General features: G+C 67.0%; 13 protein-coding genes. 7 read left to right on the forward strand and 6 right to left on the reverse strand.

What is annotated here, in order from left to right:
- Positions 1–106 precede the first annotated feature (106 nt).
- Positions 107–499 carry a TfoX/Sxy family protein gene (locus AC1KVE_RS11770; protein ID WP_102580578.1) on the reverse strand — a complete coding sequence of 131 codons (393 nt, stop codon included), beginning with the start codon at positions 497–499 and terminating at the stop codon, positions 107–109.
- Positions 496–978, reverse strand: a complete 483-nt coding sequence (locus AC1KVE_RS11775; RefSeq protein WP_104593589.1) for a GAF domain-containing protein — start codon at positions 976–978, stop codon at positions 496–498. The genes AC1KVE_RS11770 and AC1KVE_RS11775 overlap by 4 nt, the downstream gene beginning before the upstream one ends.
- Positions 979–1,094: 116 nt before the next feature.
- On the opposite strand from AC1KVE_RS11775, the gene bioD reads away from it, so the two are divergent.
- The gene (gene bioD / locus AC1KVE_RS11780; RefSeq protein WP_481092118.1) at positions 1,095–1,769 is read left to right on the forward strand and encodes a dethiobiotin synthase; all 675 of its coding nucleotides are present in this window, start codon (positions 1,095–1,097) and stop codon (positions 1,767–1,769) included.
- Positions 1,770–2,027: 258 nt separating this feature from the next.
- On the opposite strand, the gene AC1KVE_RS11785 is transcribed toward bioD, so the two are convergent.
- Both AC1KVE_RS11785 and queD read right to left on the reverse strand, forming a co-directional pair.
- A complete protein-coding gene (locus AC1KVE_RS11785; RefSeq protein ID WP_039518815.1) occupies positions 2,028–2,390 on the reverse strand; it encodes a phasin family protein in 363 nt (120 codons plus the stop codon).
- A gap of 192 nt (positions 2,391–2,582) precedes the next feature.
- Positions 2,583–2,936 (reverse strand): 6-carboxytetrahydropterin synthase QueD, encoded by a 354-nt coding sequence (queD, locus tag AC1KVE_RS11790; protein WP_054592396.1) that lies wholly within the window; start codon positions 2,934–2,936, stop codon positions 2,583–2,585.
- A 282-nt stretch (positions 2,937–3,218) separates the two neighbouring features.
- Here queD and AC1KVE_RS11795 point away from each other — a divergent pair, with 282 nt between their 5' ends.
- Both AC1KVE_RS11795 and AC1KVE_RS11800 read left to right on the forward strand, forming a co-directional pair.
- Complete coding sequence (locus AC1KVE_RS11795) at positions 3,219–5,840, forward strand: TonB-dependent receptor plug domain-containing protein (protein WP_184458164.1); 2,622 nt, start codon at positions 3,219–3,221, stop codon at positions 5,838–5,840.
- A gap of 108 nt (positions 5,841–5,948) precedes the next feature.
- Positions 5,949–8,234, forward strand: a complete 2,286-nt coding sequence (locus AC1KVE_RS11800) for a transferrin receptor-like dimerization domain-containing protein (protein ID WP_481092119.1) — start codon at positions 5,949–5,951, stop codon at positions 8,232–8,234.
- 224 nt (positions 8,235–8,458) lie between these two features.
- On the opposite strand, the gene AC1KVE_RS11805 is transcribed toward AC1KVE_RS11800, so the two are convergent.
- Positions 8,459–9,847 (reverse strand): DEAD/DEAH box helicase, encoded by a 1,389-nt coding sequence (locus tag AC1KVE_RS11805; protein ID WP_039525325.1) that lies wholly within the window; start codon positions 9,845–9,847, stop codon positions 8,459–8,461.
- A gap of 308 nt (positions 9,848–10,155) precedes the next feature.
- Here AC1KVE_RS11805 and AC1KVE_RS11810 point away from each other — a divergent pair, with 308 nt between their 5' ends.
- Complete coding sequence (locus tag AC1KVE_RS11810; RefSeq protein WP_184458248.1) at positions 10,156–11,214, forward strand: fumarylacetoacetate hydrolase family protein; 1,059 nt, start codon at positions 10,156–10,158, stop codon at positions 11,212–11,214.
- A gap of 43 nt (positions 11,215–11,257) precedes the next feature.
- A complete protein-coding gene (gene maiA / locus AC1KVE_RS11815; RefSeq protein ID WP_184458168.1) occupies positions 11,258–11,923 on the forward strand; it encodes a maleylacetoacetate isomerase in 666 nt (221 codons plus the stop codon).
- A gap of 257 nt (positions 11,924–12,180) precedes the next feature.
- Here maiA and AC1KVE_RS11820 read toward each other — a convergent pair whose 3' ends face one another.
- Positions 12,181–13,314 carry a PilT/PilU family type 4a pilus ATPase gene (locus tag AC1KVE_RS11820; protein ID WP_016900968.1) on the reverse strand — a complete coding sequence of 378 codons (1,134 nt, stop codon included), beginning with the start codon at positions 13,312–13,314 and terminating at the stop codon, positions 12,181–12,183.
- Positions 13,315–13,412: 98 nt separating this feature from the next.
- On the opposite strand from AC1KVE_RS11820, the gene AC1KVE_RS11825 reads away from it, so the two are divergent.
- The gene (locus tag AC1KVE_RS11825; RefSeq protein ID WP_039525328.1) at positions 13,413–13,796 is read left to right on the forward strand and encodes a DUF4398 domain-containing protein; all 384 of its coding nucleotides are present in this window, start codon (positions 13,413–13,415) and stop codon (positions 13,794–13,796) included.
- Complete coding sequence (locus tag AC1KVE_RS11830; RefSeq protein ID WP_184458170.1) at positions 13,793–14,683, forward strand: coiled-coil domain-containing protein; 891 nt, start codon at positions 13,793–13,795, stop codon at positions 14,681–14,683. The genes AC1KVE_RS11825 and AC1KVE_RS11830 overlap by 4 nt, the downstream gene beginning before the upstream one ends.
- Positions 14,684–14,876: the final 193 nt, after the last annotated feature.

Raw genomic sequence — 14,876 nt, forward strand, 5'->3', positions numbered from 1 at the left:
GTCCCATCAAGCAGGCGCTCGAGGAGAACCCGCTCGACAAGCACGCTGCTGCGGATCGCAGTGTTGATGCCGCACGCATGCAGCGGTGACACCTCGGCGCAGGCACTCAATCGTCGCGCGTTTCGCTCAGGTCCGCAGTGTCGTCGTCCGCTTGGCCCATCTCGCCGTGCGTATCGTCGTTGTCGGCGCGTGCGTAGTGCACGGTTTCCACCGGCCCACCGACCGCGCGGCCGCGCACCGGCAACAGCGCACTGGCTGCCTCGTATTCGGCCAGCAAGGCGTGCCGGCGCGCTTCCGGCACGTCCTGCCAATGGCAGTCGGTCAACGCGCCTTCCAGCGAATACAGCAGGTTGAGGCTGGGCTTGAAGCCGGCGCGGCGCACTTTGACGAATGCGCCCACCGCGCCCACCGCCTGCAGATCCTGCTGCGTGCGCAGGCCGACCTGGCGCAGCCACGCCGCACTTTTCGGGCCGATGTTGCGCAGCCGTTCGGTGGTCACGTCAGCGCGCCGACAAAGATCTGGGCAATGGCTTCCAGGCCGCGCTGATCGTCGGCGTCGAAGCGATCCAGCTCCGGGCTGTCCAGATCCAGCACGCCGATCAGCGCATCGCCCCTGACCAGCGGAATCACCAGCTCCGAGCGCGAGGCCGAATCGCAGGCGATGTGCCCGGGGAAGGCATCCACGTCGGCAATGCGCTGACTCTGCCGGGTGCTGGCAGCCGCGCCGCACACGCCCTTGTCCAGCGGAATGCGCACGCAGGCCGGCAAGCCCTGGAACGGCCCCACCACCAGCTCGCGGCCGTCGTAGAAATAGAAGCCGGCCCAGTTGAGCGACGGCAACGCATTGAAGATCAGCGCGGCCAGGTTGGCGGCATTGGCGATCCGGTCCGGCTCGCCATGCACCAGGGCCTGGGCCTGGGCGGTGAGCTGGGCGTATTGTTCCGGCTTGCTGCCGGTCAGCGAAGAGGTTGCGAACATGGCCGAAGTTTAGCAGCGGCCATCCGCAGCGACATTGCGACTCAGCCGCGCGTTCGGATCCGCACGCTATGCTGCGCGCCCCACGGCAACCGCGGCGCGGCCGCAGGAGCACACGCATGCAGCTTCCGGCGTTGTATGTCACCGGCACCGACACCGGCATCGGCAAGACCATGGCCAGCACCGCGCTGCTGCACGCACTGCGCAGGCAGGGCCACACGGCGGTCGGCATGAAGCCGGTGGCCAGCGGTTGCGAGCACACGCCGCAGGGCTGGCGCAACGAGGACGCGCTGGCGCTGCAGGCCGCCAGCGCCCCGCAACCCGATTACGCCACCCTCAATCCCTATGCCTTGCCGGCACCGCTGGCGCCGGAACTGGCCGCCGCCGATGTCGGCGTGACCCTGTCGCTGGAGCCGATCGCCCAGGCCTTCGCGCAATTGCGCGCGCAGGCCGAGGTGGTGGTCGTGGAGGGTGTCGGCGGCTGGGCTGCGCCCTTGAGCGCCGATCTGGACCAGGCCGATCTGGTGCGTGCGCTCAAGCTGCCCGTGGTGCTGGTGGTCGGCATCCGGCTGGGCTGCATCAATCACGCGCGCCTGAGCGCTGCGGCGATCGCTGCCGACGGGCTGGACTGCATCGGCTGGATCGCCAACGAGGTCGACCCGCAGATGGAGCGCATCGAGGAGAACATCGGCATGCTGCGCCAGCGTCTGGCGATGCCGTGCTGGGGCCGGATCGGCTGGCGGCCGGGCGCCGATGCCGCGGCGCAGTCGCTGGGGCTGCACGTGCCGGCCTGAGTGACGTTGGCTATCTGGCGACCGCGTCACTGCGACGCGGATCGCCAGATGCCGTCCCAGCCTTGCGCGCCGCCGGGGACTCGCCCTGCGTCCCGGCGTTTCCAGTGCACCCTGCGCCGTGCCGCGATACCGCTTGGTCGGATCGGCAGCACGCGCAATGCGCAGACAATAAAAAAGCCCGACAGAGGGAGGGATCTGTCGGGCCGGATTGCATGGGGGGAGGGACCCATGCAAAGACGCTGAATTTTTTGTCGGCGCTTACGTGCGCCGGGTCTTGCCTTTGGCGGCCTGCTCGCTGTTGGCCTCGAACTGCTGCTTGGCCAATTGGCCGAGCGCATCGGATGCCTTCAATCCCAGTCCAACCACTTCCTGATTCACCGAAGCCAGCCGTTCCAGGTTGTCGCGGGCCAGTTGCAGCCCCTTCGGCCAGAGCGTCTGGTAGGCGCCAAGGTCGCGGGCCTGGGCAAACTCACCGAAGAAGCTGGTGGTCGCACTGACGTTGCGTTCGAGCGTCTTCAGCTGCAGGCCAAACGCGTTTTCCGCGTGTTCCATCGCCAACTGGTTGGCGCGTGCCGCTGCAGAGGCAAAGCTGTTGAAGCCGTTTTCGAACTGCGCCGACATTGCGAACCCCTTGGGGAAGGCTGTGACCGTTGTTGCGTTGCAGCATACGCAGATATTGCTGCGATGCAACACGTTTGCTGAAAATTTCCGAAACCGTCTCAAAAGCCTTTTGAAATCAATTCATTACTCGCCCCGTAGAAACGGCAAGGCCGCCCTGGAGGCGGCCTTGCGTCACACGACTGCGCTGCGCGATCAGCCGCGATAGCGGCAGCCGGAGGTGCACGTTTCATGCACCACGATCTCGCTCAGCTGCGGCAGCGCCGGCTTGAGCTGGTCCCAGATCCAGATCGCCAGCCGCTCGCTGGTCGGGTTTTCCAGCCCCTGGATGTCGTTGAGGTAGTGGTGGTCCAGGCGGTCGTAGATCGGCTGGAAGGCGGCCTTGATGTCGCCGAAATCCATGATCCAGCCGGTCTCGGCACCGGGTTCGCCGCTGACATGCAGCTCGACCCGGAACGAATGCCCGTGCAGGCGGGCGCACTTGTGGCCGGGGGGCACATTGGGAAGCCGGTGCGCGGCTTCGAGCGTAAAGACTTTGAAGATATCCATGCGCGCCATTGTAAGTGCGCCGGTGCCTGCCGGGCTGACCCGATCGCGGCGACACAGCGTCTCTGCGCCCTCGCGTGGCACCCGCAACACGGGGTGGTCGCGTTGCGCCGGAGCGCCGCACCCGTTCGCCCACACAAAGTCCGACGCGCGTCTTACTGCGTCCGGCCAGCGACATGTGTCACCGCGCGTCATATCTCTATGCAGATCTGTAATTTTTGTTAATCGATTGCGCATGGCCCACTGCAAAACCCCCATTCATGGATGCCGTGCGTGAAGCGCCCGATGCCTTATCTGCTGTCTGCTGCCGTTCTGTCGGCGCTGATTCCCCTTGCCCATGCCGACGACGCGACACCCGACACGGGCAAGACCCTGGCCACCGTCAGCGTCACCGGCTCCAATATCAAGCGCACCGACAGCGAAGGCCCGAACCCGGTGCAGGTGATCGACCGCCAGCAGCTGGAACAGTCCGGCAAGGTCACCGTGGCCGACGCGCTGCGCTCGATCTCGGCCAACACCGGCAACGCCACCAACGAAACCACCAACAACGGCTGGGCGTCCGGCTCGGCGGGCATCGGCCTGCGCGGGCTGTCGCAGAAGAACACCCTGGTGCTGCTCAACGGACGCCGCCTGGCCAACTACGGCTTTCCCGCCAATGGCCTGGGCGACACCTTCGTCAACCTCAACGCATTGCCGCTGGTGGCAGTGGAGCGCATCGAAGTGCTCAAGGACGGCGCCTCTGCCGTGTACGGCTCCGATGCGGTGGCCGGGGTGGTCAACATCATCACCCGCCAGGATTTCCAGGGCGCCGAGCTGGGCTTGAGCGGCGGCACCTCCGATCAGGGCGGCATGGATACCCAGCGTGCCAAGTTCATCGGCGGCATCGGCGACCTGGACCGCGACGGCTACAACATCCTTTTCAGTTTCGACGCCTACAACCGCGACCGGCTGGATCAGGATCAGCGCGCGCTGACCCGCTCGGGCATCTACACCGACCTGCCTGGCGGGCGCTGGAACGGCTGGTCGGCCAAGGGCGCGCGCTACCTGGTCGGCGGCCGCTCGGTGCCGATGCTGGACGCACAAGGCAACTGCCCCGCCGGCACCGTGCTGACCGCCAGCGCGCCGATCGACGGCCTGGCCGGCGACACCTGCGGCTTCAACCAGGCCCCGTTCACCACGCTGATTCCCTCGACCAAGCGCTATCAGGCCTACACCAATGCCACCTTCCGGCTCAGCGACAATGTCGAGGCGTTCGGCGAGGCGCTCTACAGCGAGGTCAAGGGCGTGTCGATCTTCGGCTCCAGCCCGTACTTCACCCTGGAGGGCGGCCGCTTCGCCTTGAACGCCAGCAGCGGGCTGGCCGAGCCGGTGTCCAACCTGCTGCCGGCCTCCAGCCCGTACAACCCGTACGGCACCGCGGTGCCGATCGAATACACCTTCTTCGACCTGGGCCAGACGGTCAAAACCAATCGCTCGCAGTCCTACCGCTTTCTCGGTGGTGTGCGCGGCAAGACCGAACGCTGGGATTGGGAGGCGGCTGCGTTCGCCGCACGCAGCAGCGAGCACGAAACCGTATCCGGTGGCTTCGCCAACCGCTTCACGCTGGCGCAGGCGCTGGCCGACGGCAGCTACAACCTGCTCGACCCGTCCGCCACGCCGCAGTCGGTGATCGACGGCATCAACCTCAGCACGCTGCGCCCGGCGCGATCGACGCTGCGCGGCGTCGATGCCAAGGTGTCCGGCAACCTGTTCGAGCTGCCGGCCGGCAGCGTCGGGTTCGCTGCCGGTGCCGAGTGGCGGCAGGAGGAACTGGTCTCGCGCAATCCCTGGCAGATCGACCAGGGCCTGCAGATCCGCCCCGCGATTGCCGCGGTGGATGGCGAGCGCAGGGTGTCGGCGCTGTATGCCGAGGTCAACCTGCCGCTGCTGCGATCGCTGGAACTGCAACTGGCCGGGCGCGGCGATCACTACAGCGATTTCGGCGAGGCGTTTTCGCCCAAGGCTAGCCTGCGCTGGCAGCCGCTGGACGCCGTGCTGGTGCGCGCGGCCGCCTCGCGCGGCTTTCGCGCACCGTCGTTGTCGGAGAATGCGGCCAGCACCAACATCTCTTACGGCTCGGTGGTCGACCCGTTCGATCCGGACGTGCCGGGCTCGCGCCAGAACCCGACCTTCTTCACCGTCGGCAACACCGCGCTCGAACCCGAGCGCACGCGCAGCTACAACTTGGGCGTGGTGCTGTCGCCGTGGGCCGACACCAGCCTGAGCGTGGACTGGTACAAGATCGAACTGGAGAATCTGGTTGGCACCGGCAACAACGCCACCATCGTGCAGAACAACGACCCGGCCGACGTGATCCGCAACGAGCGCGGCACCCTGGTGGCGGTGTACAACCGCTACCAGAACCTCAGCGAGCTGACGACCTCGGGAGTCGATGTCGAACTGCGTCAGCGCTGGCGCACCGAGGCAGCCGGCAACTTCGGCCTCAATACCGCCTATACCCATGTGCGCGATTACCGCCGCCCCACCGTGGTCGGTGGCCCGTTGCAGGATTACGCCGGCAGCAATCTCGGCCCGTCGCTGCCACGCAACAAGGCCACCACCACGCTGGACTGGAACCTGGGCACCGTCAGCGCCGCACTGACCTGGTACTACACCGGCGGCTACGACCAGAAGGCCAGCGCCGCGGCCAGTGCCGTGCAGTCGCGCGTGGGCGACTACAACCAGTTCGACCTGTATCTGGGTTACACCGGCATCGACAAGCTGACCCTGTACGCCAAGATCGAGAACCTGGCCGACAAGCAGCCGCCGGACGACGCCTCGTTCCCGGGCATTCGTGCGCCTTACGACTTCACCCAGTACGACCTGCGCGGGCGTTACTTCACCGTGGGCCTGGACTATCGATTTTGATCGGAATACGCACCGCCCATGCACGCCCGTGCGATGGTGCGTGCGTGCTCCAGCGTGCTGTCTCAACCCAATCGCCGTTCGCCCCCGGACACTTTCCAAGGAACTCCGATGACGTCTTCGCCGCATGCCTGGCTGCTCGCCCTGGCCTTTGTCGCACCTTCCCTCGCTGCCCAACCTGCGGCCCAACCCGTCGCGCTGCCGGGTTATGACGCCGCTGCCGCACAGGCGCAGCGCGCGCTGGAAGCGCGTTTCGATAGTGGCCTGAAGGACGCCGATTATCGCGGCTGGTTGAAGCAATGGTCGTCGGCGCCCAATCACGTTGGCGCGCCGCATAACCTGGAGAACGCCCGCGATCTGCAAAACCGCCTGCGCGGCTACGGGTGGGATGCGCGCATCGAAACCTTCCAGGTGCTGTGGCCCTCGCCCAGGAGCTCGCAGCTGGAATTGCTCGGGGCCAAGCCGTATGTCGCGCGTCTGAAGGAGCCGCCGCTGCCGGGCGACAGCACCTCCACCCAGACCGAGAACGTGCTGCCGCCGTATGTGATCTACGGCGGCAACGGCGATGTCACCGGCGATCTGGTCTACGTCAATTACGGCATCGCCGAAGACTACGAAGCGCTGGCGCGCAACGGCGTGGATGTGCGCGGCAAGATCGTCATCGCCCGCTACGGCAAGGGTTGGCGCGGGCTCAAGCCGCGGCTGGCGCAGGAGCATGGCGCAATCGGCGCGATCATCTATTCCGATCCGCGCGACGACGGTTATTTCCAGGATCGGGCGTATCCGGATGGCCCGGCGCGCAACCAGTGGAGCGTGCAACGCGGCTCGGTCGCCAATTTCGCGATCTATCCCGGCGATCCGCTGACCCCGGGCGTCGGCGCCAGCAAGGGCGCCAAACGCCTGAAGATCGACCAGGCCGGCAGCGTGTTGAAGATCCCGACCCTGCCGATCAGTTGGGGCGACGCGCAGCCCTTGCTGGCCGCGCTGGGCGGGCCGGTGGCACCGGAGGACTGGCGCGGCGCGCTGCCGATCACCTACCGCATCGGCGGCGACGACACCGCGCGCGTGCATCTCAAGGTGGATGCGGAGTGGGGCAGCAAGACCATCTACAACGTCATCGCCACCCTGCGTGGCAGCGAGTATCCGGACCAATGGGTGGTGCGCGGCAATCACCGCGACGGCTGGGTGTTCGGTGCGGCTGATCCGCTCTCGGGTACCACCGCCTTGCTGGCCGAAGCCAAGGCGATCGGCGAGCTGGCCAGGCAGGGGCAGCGTCCCAAGCGCACGCTCGTCTACGCCAGTTGGGACGGCGAGGAGGCCGGCCTGCTCGGCTCCACCGAGTGGGCCGAACAGCACGCCGACGAACTGCGCCGCAAGGCGGTGCTGTACGTCAACACCGACGGCAACGGGCGCGGCTTTCTCACTGCCGGCGGCAGCCATGCGCTGCAACGCCTGGTCAACGGCGTGGCGGCGGATCTGCGCGACCCCGACAGCGGCGTGAGCGTGCTCGAACGGCAACGCGCCCGTGCCCGCATCGACGCGCTGGCCCCCACCGCCAAGCCGGCGCAAAAAGACATTGCCAAGCAACTCGCGGCCGGCGGCGACGTGCCGCTGAAGGCGCTGGGCTCGGGCAGCGACTACAGCCCGTTCCTGCAGCATCTGGGGCTGACCACGCTGGATCTGGGCTATGGCGGGCAGGGCGGCGGCAGCGGTGTCTATCACTCGCTGTACGACTCCTACGATTATTTCGCGCGCTATATCGACCCGGACTTCAGCTATCTGCCGCTGTTGTCGCAGACGGTCGGCCGCACGGTGCTGCGCGTCGCCAACGCGCCGGTGTTGCCGCAACGCTTCGGCGACTTCGCCGACGCGGTGGCCGGCTACGCGCAGGAGCTCAAGCAGCAGGCCGACAGCGACCGCACTGCCGCCCGCACCCAGGCCGAGTTGTTGCAGGCCGGTGCCTATGCCGCCATCGATAACCCGAACCGGCCGCAACGCGCGCCCGAGCCGAAAGCTGCAGTGCCGCAGATCGACTTTGCCGCACTGGATCAGGCCATTACCCGCCTACAAACCAGCGCCAGACGCTATGACGATGCACTGGCATCGCGCGGCGGCGGGTTGGATGCACGTGTGCGCGGCACGCTCAATGCCTCGCTGCAGCGCATCGACCAGACCCTGCTGGCCGAAGGCGGTCTGCCGGGGCGGCCGTGGTACCGGAACCTGATCTACGCGCCCGGCCTGGCCACCGGATACGAGGTCAAGACCTTGCCCGGCATCCGCGAAGCGCTGGAAGACCGGCGCTGGGAGGATCTGAGCGCCTACATCGTGCAGACCGCCGCGGTGCTGGATCGGTATCGCGAGGCGATCGATCGCAATACCGCGTTGATCGAAGGCTAGGCGAGCGACGAACGGTGGTTGCTTGCGCAGCCACCCGTCATTCCTAGGGATCGCTGTATAACTGCGGCCTCTTGGGATGGCACGCACGAGGCTCGGGCGCCATCTCCTTCGCGCTGCATCACGCGTATCGCCTGAACTGCGCCCACAAAAAAGCCGCCCCGAAGGGCGGCTTTTTCTTTCAGTTCAACGCAGACCTGGGCGCCGGTCGTACCGGCGCTCCGGCGTCAGCGCGAGCCGCCCGGACGCTGACCGCCACGGCCACCATCGCGACGGCCTGCACCGGCACCGGCGGCAACACCGGCCTGACGCGGACCGCTGCTGCGCTGGCCACCCGGCTTCTTCGGGCCGGCATGCGCATGCGCCTGACGCGGTGCATCGCCATGCGGACGACGGGCGTGGCTCTTGCGCGGGGCGCGATCGCCGCCCGGCTGCTCGGCACGGCCCGGCGCGCTATTGCCCCAACGGATCGGGGTCTGCGGCTCGTAGCCCGGCACGTCGCGGATTTCCACGTCGCGGCCCAGCATGCGCACGATCTGGCGCAGCAGCTTGGCTTCGTCCTGCGCCACCAGCGAGATCGCCTCGCCGGTGGAACCGTTACGGCCGGTGCGGCCGATGCGGTGCACGTAATCCTCGGCCACCATCGGCAGGTCGTAGTTGATGACCTTGGGCAACTGGTCGATGTCGATGCCGCGCGCGGCGATATCGGTGGCCACCAGCACGGTCACGCGGCCGGCCTTGAAGTCGCTCAGCGCGCGCATGCGCTGGCCCTGGCTCTTGTTGCCATGGATCGCCGCGGTCTTGATGCCGGACTTTTCCAGGAACAGCGCCAGCTTGTCGCTGCCGTGCTTGGTGCGGGCGAACACCAGGGTCTGCTCGCGGCTGTCCTGCGCCAGCAGGTGCAGCAGCAGGTCGCGCTTGCGCGCGCCATCGACCGGGTGCACGCGGTGGGTGATGCTCTCGGCCACGGTGTTGCTCGGGGTGACCTGGATCTGCATCGGGTTGCGCATGAACTCCAGCGCCAGCTGCTTGATGTTCTCTTCGAACGTTGCCGAGAACAGCAGGGTCTGACGGTCCTGGCGCGGCAGCTTGGTCAGGATGCGCTTGATCGACGGCAGGAAGCCCATGTCGAGCATGCGATCGGCTTCGTCCAGGATCAGCACTTCGATACCGGACAGATCCACGCTGCGGCGCTCGATATGGTCGATCAGCCGGCCCGGGCAGGCGATCAGCAGGTCCACGCCGCGACGCAGGGTGTCGAGCTGGTTGCCCATGCCCACGCCGCCGTAGATCACCGCGCTCGGGATGCGCAGGTACTTGCTGTAACCGCGCAGGCTGTCGTGCACCTGGGTGGCCAGCTCGCGGGTGGGGGTCAGGATCAGCGCGCGCGGCTTGCGCGGGCCGTTGACCGGCTGCGGCGAGGTGCCCAGGTGCTGCAGCAACGGCAGGCCGAACGCGGCGGTCTTGCCGGTACCGGTCTGTGCGCCGGCCAGCAGGTCATGCCCTGCCAACACCAGCGGGATGGCCTGCTGCTGGATCGCAGTGGGGGTTTCGTAGCCCTGCTCGGCCAACGCGCGCAGCAGGAAGGGCGCCAGGCCCAGGGATTCAAAAGACATCAGGAAGCTCCAAGTAAAGCGTCGCCGCCAGGCCAGGCCCGGAGCGCAAACGCATTGCAGATGCAAAAAAGTGAGGCTCGGAGCGTTCCCGTGAACCGCGCTGCGAGATGGTGGAACAACCCAATCAAGACGCGATGGGTTTGTCGGCACCACGAAAGGCGTCGGGTGGGGCGGGCGAGCGGATCGATCGATCCTGGCCTCGCCGGTTGTCCCTAAGGGAAACGGACGGCCGCATGCAGACCGCGCCAGTGTACGCGCGTTTGGCGCGCTGCACAAAAGGCGAGTTCATCGGTTGGGCTACGGGTCAGTTGTTTCAGTTGCAACCACTGTTGCAACAGGCCGTACAATCGACCGATCAGCCACAGCACAGGACGGTCATGAAGCTAGGTTCCCTGAAGGAGGGCGGCCGCGATGGCTGCCTGATCGTGGTCGCGCGCGACCTGCGCACCGCGGTCCGCGCCACCGGCATCGCGCCCACGCTGCAGCGCGCGCTGGAAGACTGGAGCAATGTCGCGCCGCGCCTGAATGCCTTGTCGGCCTCGCTCAACGAGGGCAGCGCCGATGGCGTGTTCGATTTGGATCTGCAGGCGCTGGCCGCACCGTTGCCGCGCGCCTACGAGTTCGTCGACGGCAGCGCCTACCTGCCGCACGTGGAGCGCGTGCGCCGTGCGCGCAATGCCGAGGTGCCGGAAAGCTTCTACACCGACCCGCTGATGTACCAGGCCACCAGCGCCGGGTTCTACGGCCCGCGCGATGCGATCAAGGTGATCAGCGAAGACCACGGTATCGATCTGGAAGCCGAGCTGGTGGTGGTCACCGACGATGTGCCGATGGGCGCCTCGCCCGAGCAGGCCGCCGCGCATATCCAGCTGGTCGGCCTGGTCAACGACGTATCGCTGCGCAACCTGATCCCGGCCGAGCTCGCCAAAGGCTTCGGCTTCGTGCAATCCAAACCGCGCTCGGCGCTGTCGCCGGTGTTCGTCACCGTGGATGAACTGGACGAGGCATGGCGCGACAACAAGGTGCACCTGCCGCTGGTCACCCACGTCAATGGCGCCTGGTTCGGCGCGCCGGAAGCCGGCAACGACATGCAGTTCGACTTCGCCCAGCTGATCGCCCACGCCGCCAGGACGCGGCCGCTCTCGGCCGGCACCATCGTCGGCTCCGGCACCATCGCCAACCAGGACACCACGCTGGGCGCCTCGTGCTTTGCCGAGCAGCGCGTGGTGGAAACCCTGCGCGACGGCACCCCGAGCACGCCGTTCCTGTCCTTCGGCGACGTGGTGCGGATCGAGATGTTCGCTGCCGATGGCGCCAGCATCTTCGGTGCGATCGAACAGCGGGTCGAACGTCAGCCGCTGCCATGACATCGGCAAGGGCGTCTGCATAACACTGCCTGCGAGGCCGGGCATGAGCGCGCCACTGGAATTGTTCTCGTACTGGCGCTCCAGCGCCGCGTATCGCGTGCGCATCGGCCTGCACCTGAAGGCACTGGCCTACCTCGCGCATCCGGTGCATCTGGTGCGCGACGGCGGCGAGCAGCATGCACCCGCCTACGCGCAGCTCAACCCGCAGGAACTGGTGCCCACGTTGCGGCACGGCGCGGTGGTGATTCCGCAGTCGCTGGCGATCCTGGAGTATCTGGAAGAGGCGTTCCCGGACAGCGCACGGCTGCTGCCCGCAGCGCCGGCCGCGCGCGCCCGCGTGCGCGCCCTGGCGCAGGTGATCGCCTGCGACGTGCATCCGCTCAACAACCTGCGCGTCACCCAGTTTTTCGAGCGCGAATGGCAGCTGGATGCTGCGCAGCGCCAGCAATGGACGCGGCACTGGATGCAGTGCGGTTTTGCGGCGCTAGAAGCGCAGTTGGCCGGTGATCCGCATACCGGCACGTTCTGCCACGGCGACACGCCGGGCCTGGCCGATTGCCTGCTGATCCCGCAGCTCTACAATGCGCGCCGTTTCGAAGTCGATCTGACGGCATATCCGATCCTGCAGCGTATCGAACAGGCCTGCCTGGCATTGCCGGCATTCGCGGCGGCGCGGCCGGAAATGCAGGCCGACGCGGTGCCGGCCTGATCGGCGGCAGGCGTTTGCCTGGTGCGGGGGCACATCCGCGTCGAACTCGCAGCTCTGGCAGGGCAGGTACCGGTAGCGAGCGGTTGTCGGTTGGCCGGGTGGCGCGCAGGCGGCGCGCTGTCTCCGCGCACTGGGCACCGGCCGCGCTCGGCGGCACTCATGGGTTGATCGGAGCTAGCCGCTGCGCTGCCCCAACCGTGCGCACCGCTCGTACGCCGGCAACGGCCCTGCGCAATCCGCCGCGCACCTGCCGATGATCAGATAAAGCCGTGGCTGATCTTCGGCGCTGCTGCCGTTTCGTAATCCGCGTACGGGTCGTGCTCGCCGGAACCGCCCTCGGACAGGCGGAACTTCAGCGCCAGGCCATCGCGCGAGTCGGCCGCGCGCAGCGCTTCCTCCTGCTCGATTTCGCCGGACTTGACCATGCGGAACAGGCATTGGTCGAAGGTCTGCATGCCTTCTTCCAGCGATTCCTCCATCGCCTGCTTGACCTCGTGCACCTGGCCACGGCGCAGCAGGTCGCGGATCATCGGCGTGTTGAGCAGCACTTCGGTCGCCGGCCGGCGGCGTCCGTCCACGCCCTTGACCAGGCGCAGCGACACCACGGCGCGCAGGTTCAGTGCCAGGTTCATCAGCACGTTCTTGTGCGCGCTCTCGGGGAAGAAATTGAGGATGCGCTCGATGGTCTGGTCGGCATTGTTGGAGTGCAGCGTCGCCAGGCACAGGTGGCCGGTCTCGGCGAAGGCGATCGCCGCCTCCATCGTCTCGGCATCCAGGATCTCGCCGATCAGGATCACGTCCGGCGCCTCGCGCATCGCGTTCTTCAGCGCGCTCTGGAAGGCGTGCGTGTCCAGGCCCACCTCGCGCTGGTTCACGATCGACATCTTGTGCTTGTGCAGATATTCGATCGGGTCCTCGATGGTGAGGATGTGCCCGGTGGTGGTGCTGTTGCGGTGGTCGATCATCGAGGCCAGCGAGGTCGACTTGCCCGAGCCGGTCGAGCCGACCACCAGCACCAGCCCGCGCGGGGTCATGATGACGTCCTTGAGCACCTGCGGCAGGTTGAGCTCTTCGATGCTGGGGATCCGGCTGCGGATGGCGCGGATCACCATGCCCACCTCGCCGCGCTGCTTGAACACGTTCACGCGGAAGCGCCCGGCGTCGGACAGGGCGATGGCCATGTTGAGCTCCAGCTCGCGCTCGAACTGCGGTACCTGGCCTTCGTCCATCAATGAATAAGCGATTTTCTTGACCATTCCCGGCGGCAACCCCGTATTGCCGAGCGGGTAGAGCTTGCCTTCGATCTTGATGTACACCGGTGCGCCGGTGGTCAAGAACATGTCCGAGGCATTCTTTTCGGTCATCAGCTTCAGGAAGTAGCCGATATCCATGCGCAATGGTTCCCCAACAAACGGCAGCGTCTCGTTGCAAGTCCGCCGCAGGCTTCCGACAATGGCCGTGCTCGAGACTTCTCGCTACGGCTCCCCTAATGACGGCTAGCTTCGCATACTTGCGGCGATCCCTGTATGGCATCGCCTGTTTCATGGTTCTTTCCTCTCCTGCTGCCGCCCAGGTGGCACCGGAGCTCACCGCCGCCGAACAGGCGGTGCAACGCGCCACCCAGGCCGATGCCGACCAGTACGCACCCGATCTGGTCAATCTGGCCCGCCAGGAACTGATGCAGGCCCAGCAGGCTCAACTGGACAAGCGCCAGCGCAAGCAGGTGCCACAGATCGCCTTGCGCGCAGCGGCCGACGCCGATCTGGCCAAGGCGCGCAGCGAAGAGGCGGTGGTCACCGCCCAGCTGGAACAGCGGCGCAAGGAAGTGGCGCAACTGCAGAACAGCCTCAACACCGGGGAGGCCGGCCGATGAAACTGCGTCCGCTTCTCTATCTGGGCGTACTGAGCCTGGGCACCCTGCCGTCGCTGGCAATGGCGGCCAAGGACGACCCGCAGGCCGACGCGCTCAACCGGCGCCTGGCCGCGCTGCAGAACGACCCGCAGACCAATGAACTGGCCCGCTTCGAGCGGCTGCAGGCGCAGCAGAGCGTGGCGGCGCTGGCCGAGGCCAAGCGGCGCGACCGCGACGAGCTGGTGTTCCTGGCCGATCGTCGGGTCGAAATCGCCGAACTCACCGCGCGCACCGCACTGGCGCGGCGCGAGCTGGATCGGCTGGAAGGCACCCGCAACGACCTGCTGATCGAAGCCAGCCGCCGCGACGCCTCGCGCGCGCGCCAGGAAGCCGAGCGTCTGCGCGTGCAGGCGCAGATCCAGGCCGAAGAGGCCGAGCGCATGCGGCAGGCGGCCGAACAGGAGACCCTGGCCCGTCAGGACGCCGAGCTGGCGCTGACCAGCGTGGCCGGCAAGCAGACCGCCAAGCTCAATGCGGCCCAGCAGAAAGCGGTGCAACTGGCCCATGAAGAAGCCGAGCTGGTGGCCGGGGCCAAGTTGCCGTCCGCCAAGTTCGACAGCCGCGGCGAAGTGTTTTCGCTGGGTAGTGGCGCCTTCGGTGGCAAGGCCGCGCTGTCCGGCGATGCCGCGGGGCAGGCCAAGGCACTGGCCGAGTATCTGAACATCGGCAAGAAAGGCCGGGTCAGCATCGTCGGCTACGACAGCGATGTGGCCACCGCCAAGAAGCGGGCCGAAGCGTTACGCGACGCCTTGGTGGCTGCCGGTGTCGCCAGCGCACGGCTGCAGGTCAATGGCACCAAGGCCGCCGCCAGCAAGACGCGCGCTGCCGAGGTGGTTGTCGCGCCGTAATGCAAGTGGTTGGAAGTTAAGGTCTTTTAACCCGGGCATGACGCCCGGTTGAACCGCGGTCACTGATTGAGGCAGGGAACGGCAAAAGCAGCCGTTCTGGCCTTGAACCCCCTCCGCGACCGGCGTAGGGTCGTACTCCCGGGCAGCACTCCGCTGCCTGGAAGTACGGAGGGCCGGGCCAGTGACGCAAGGG

This window comes from Xanthomonas sp. NCPPB 2864 (genome assembly GCF_056675615.1).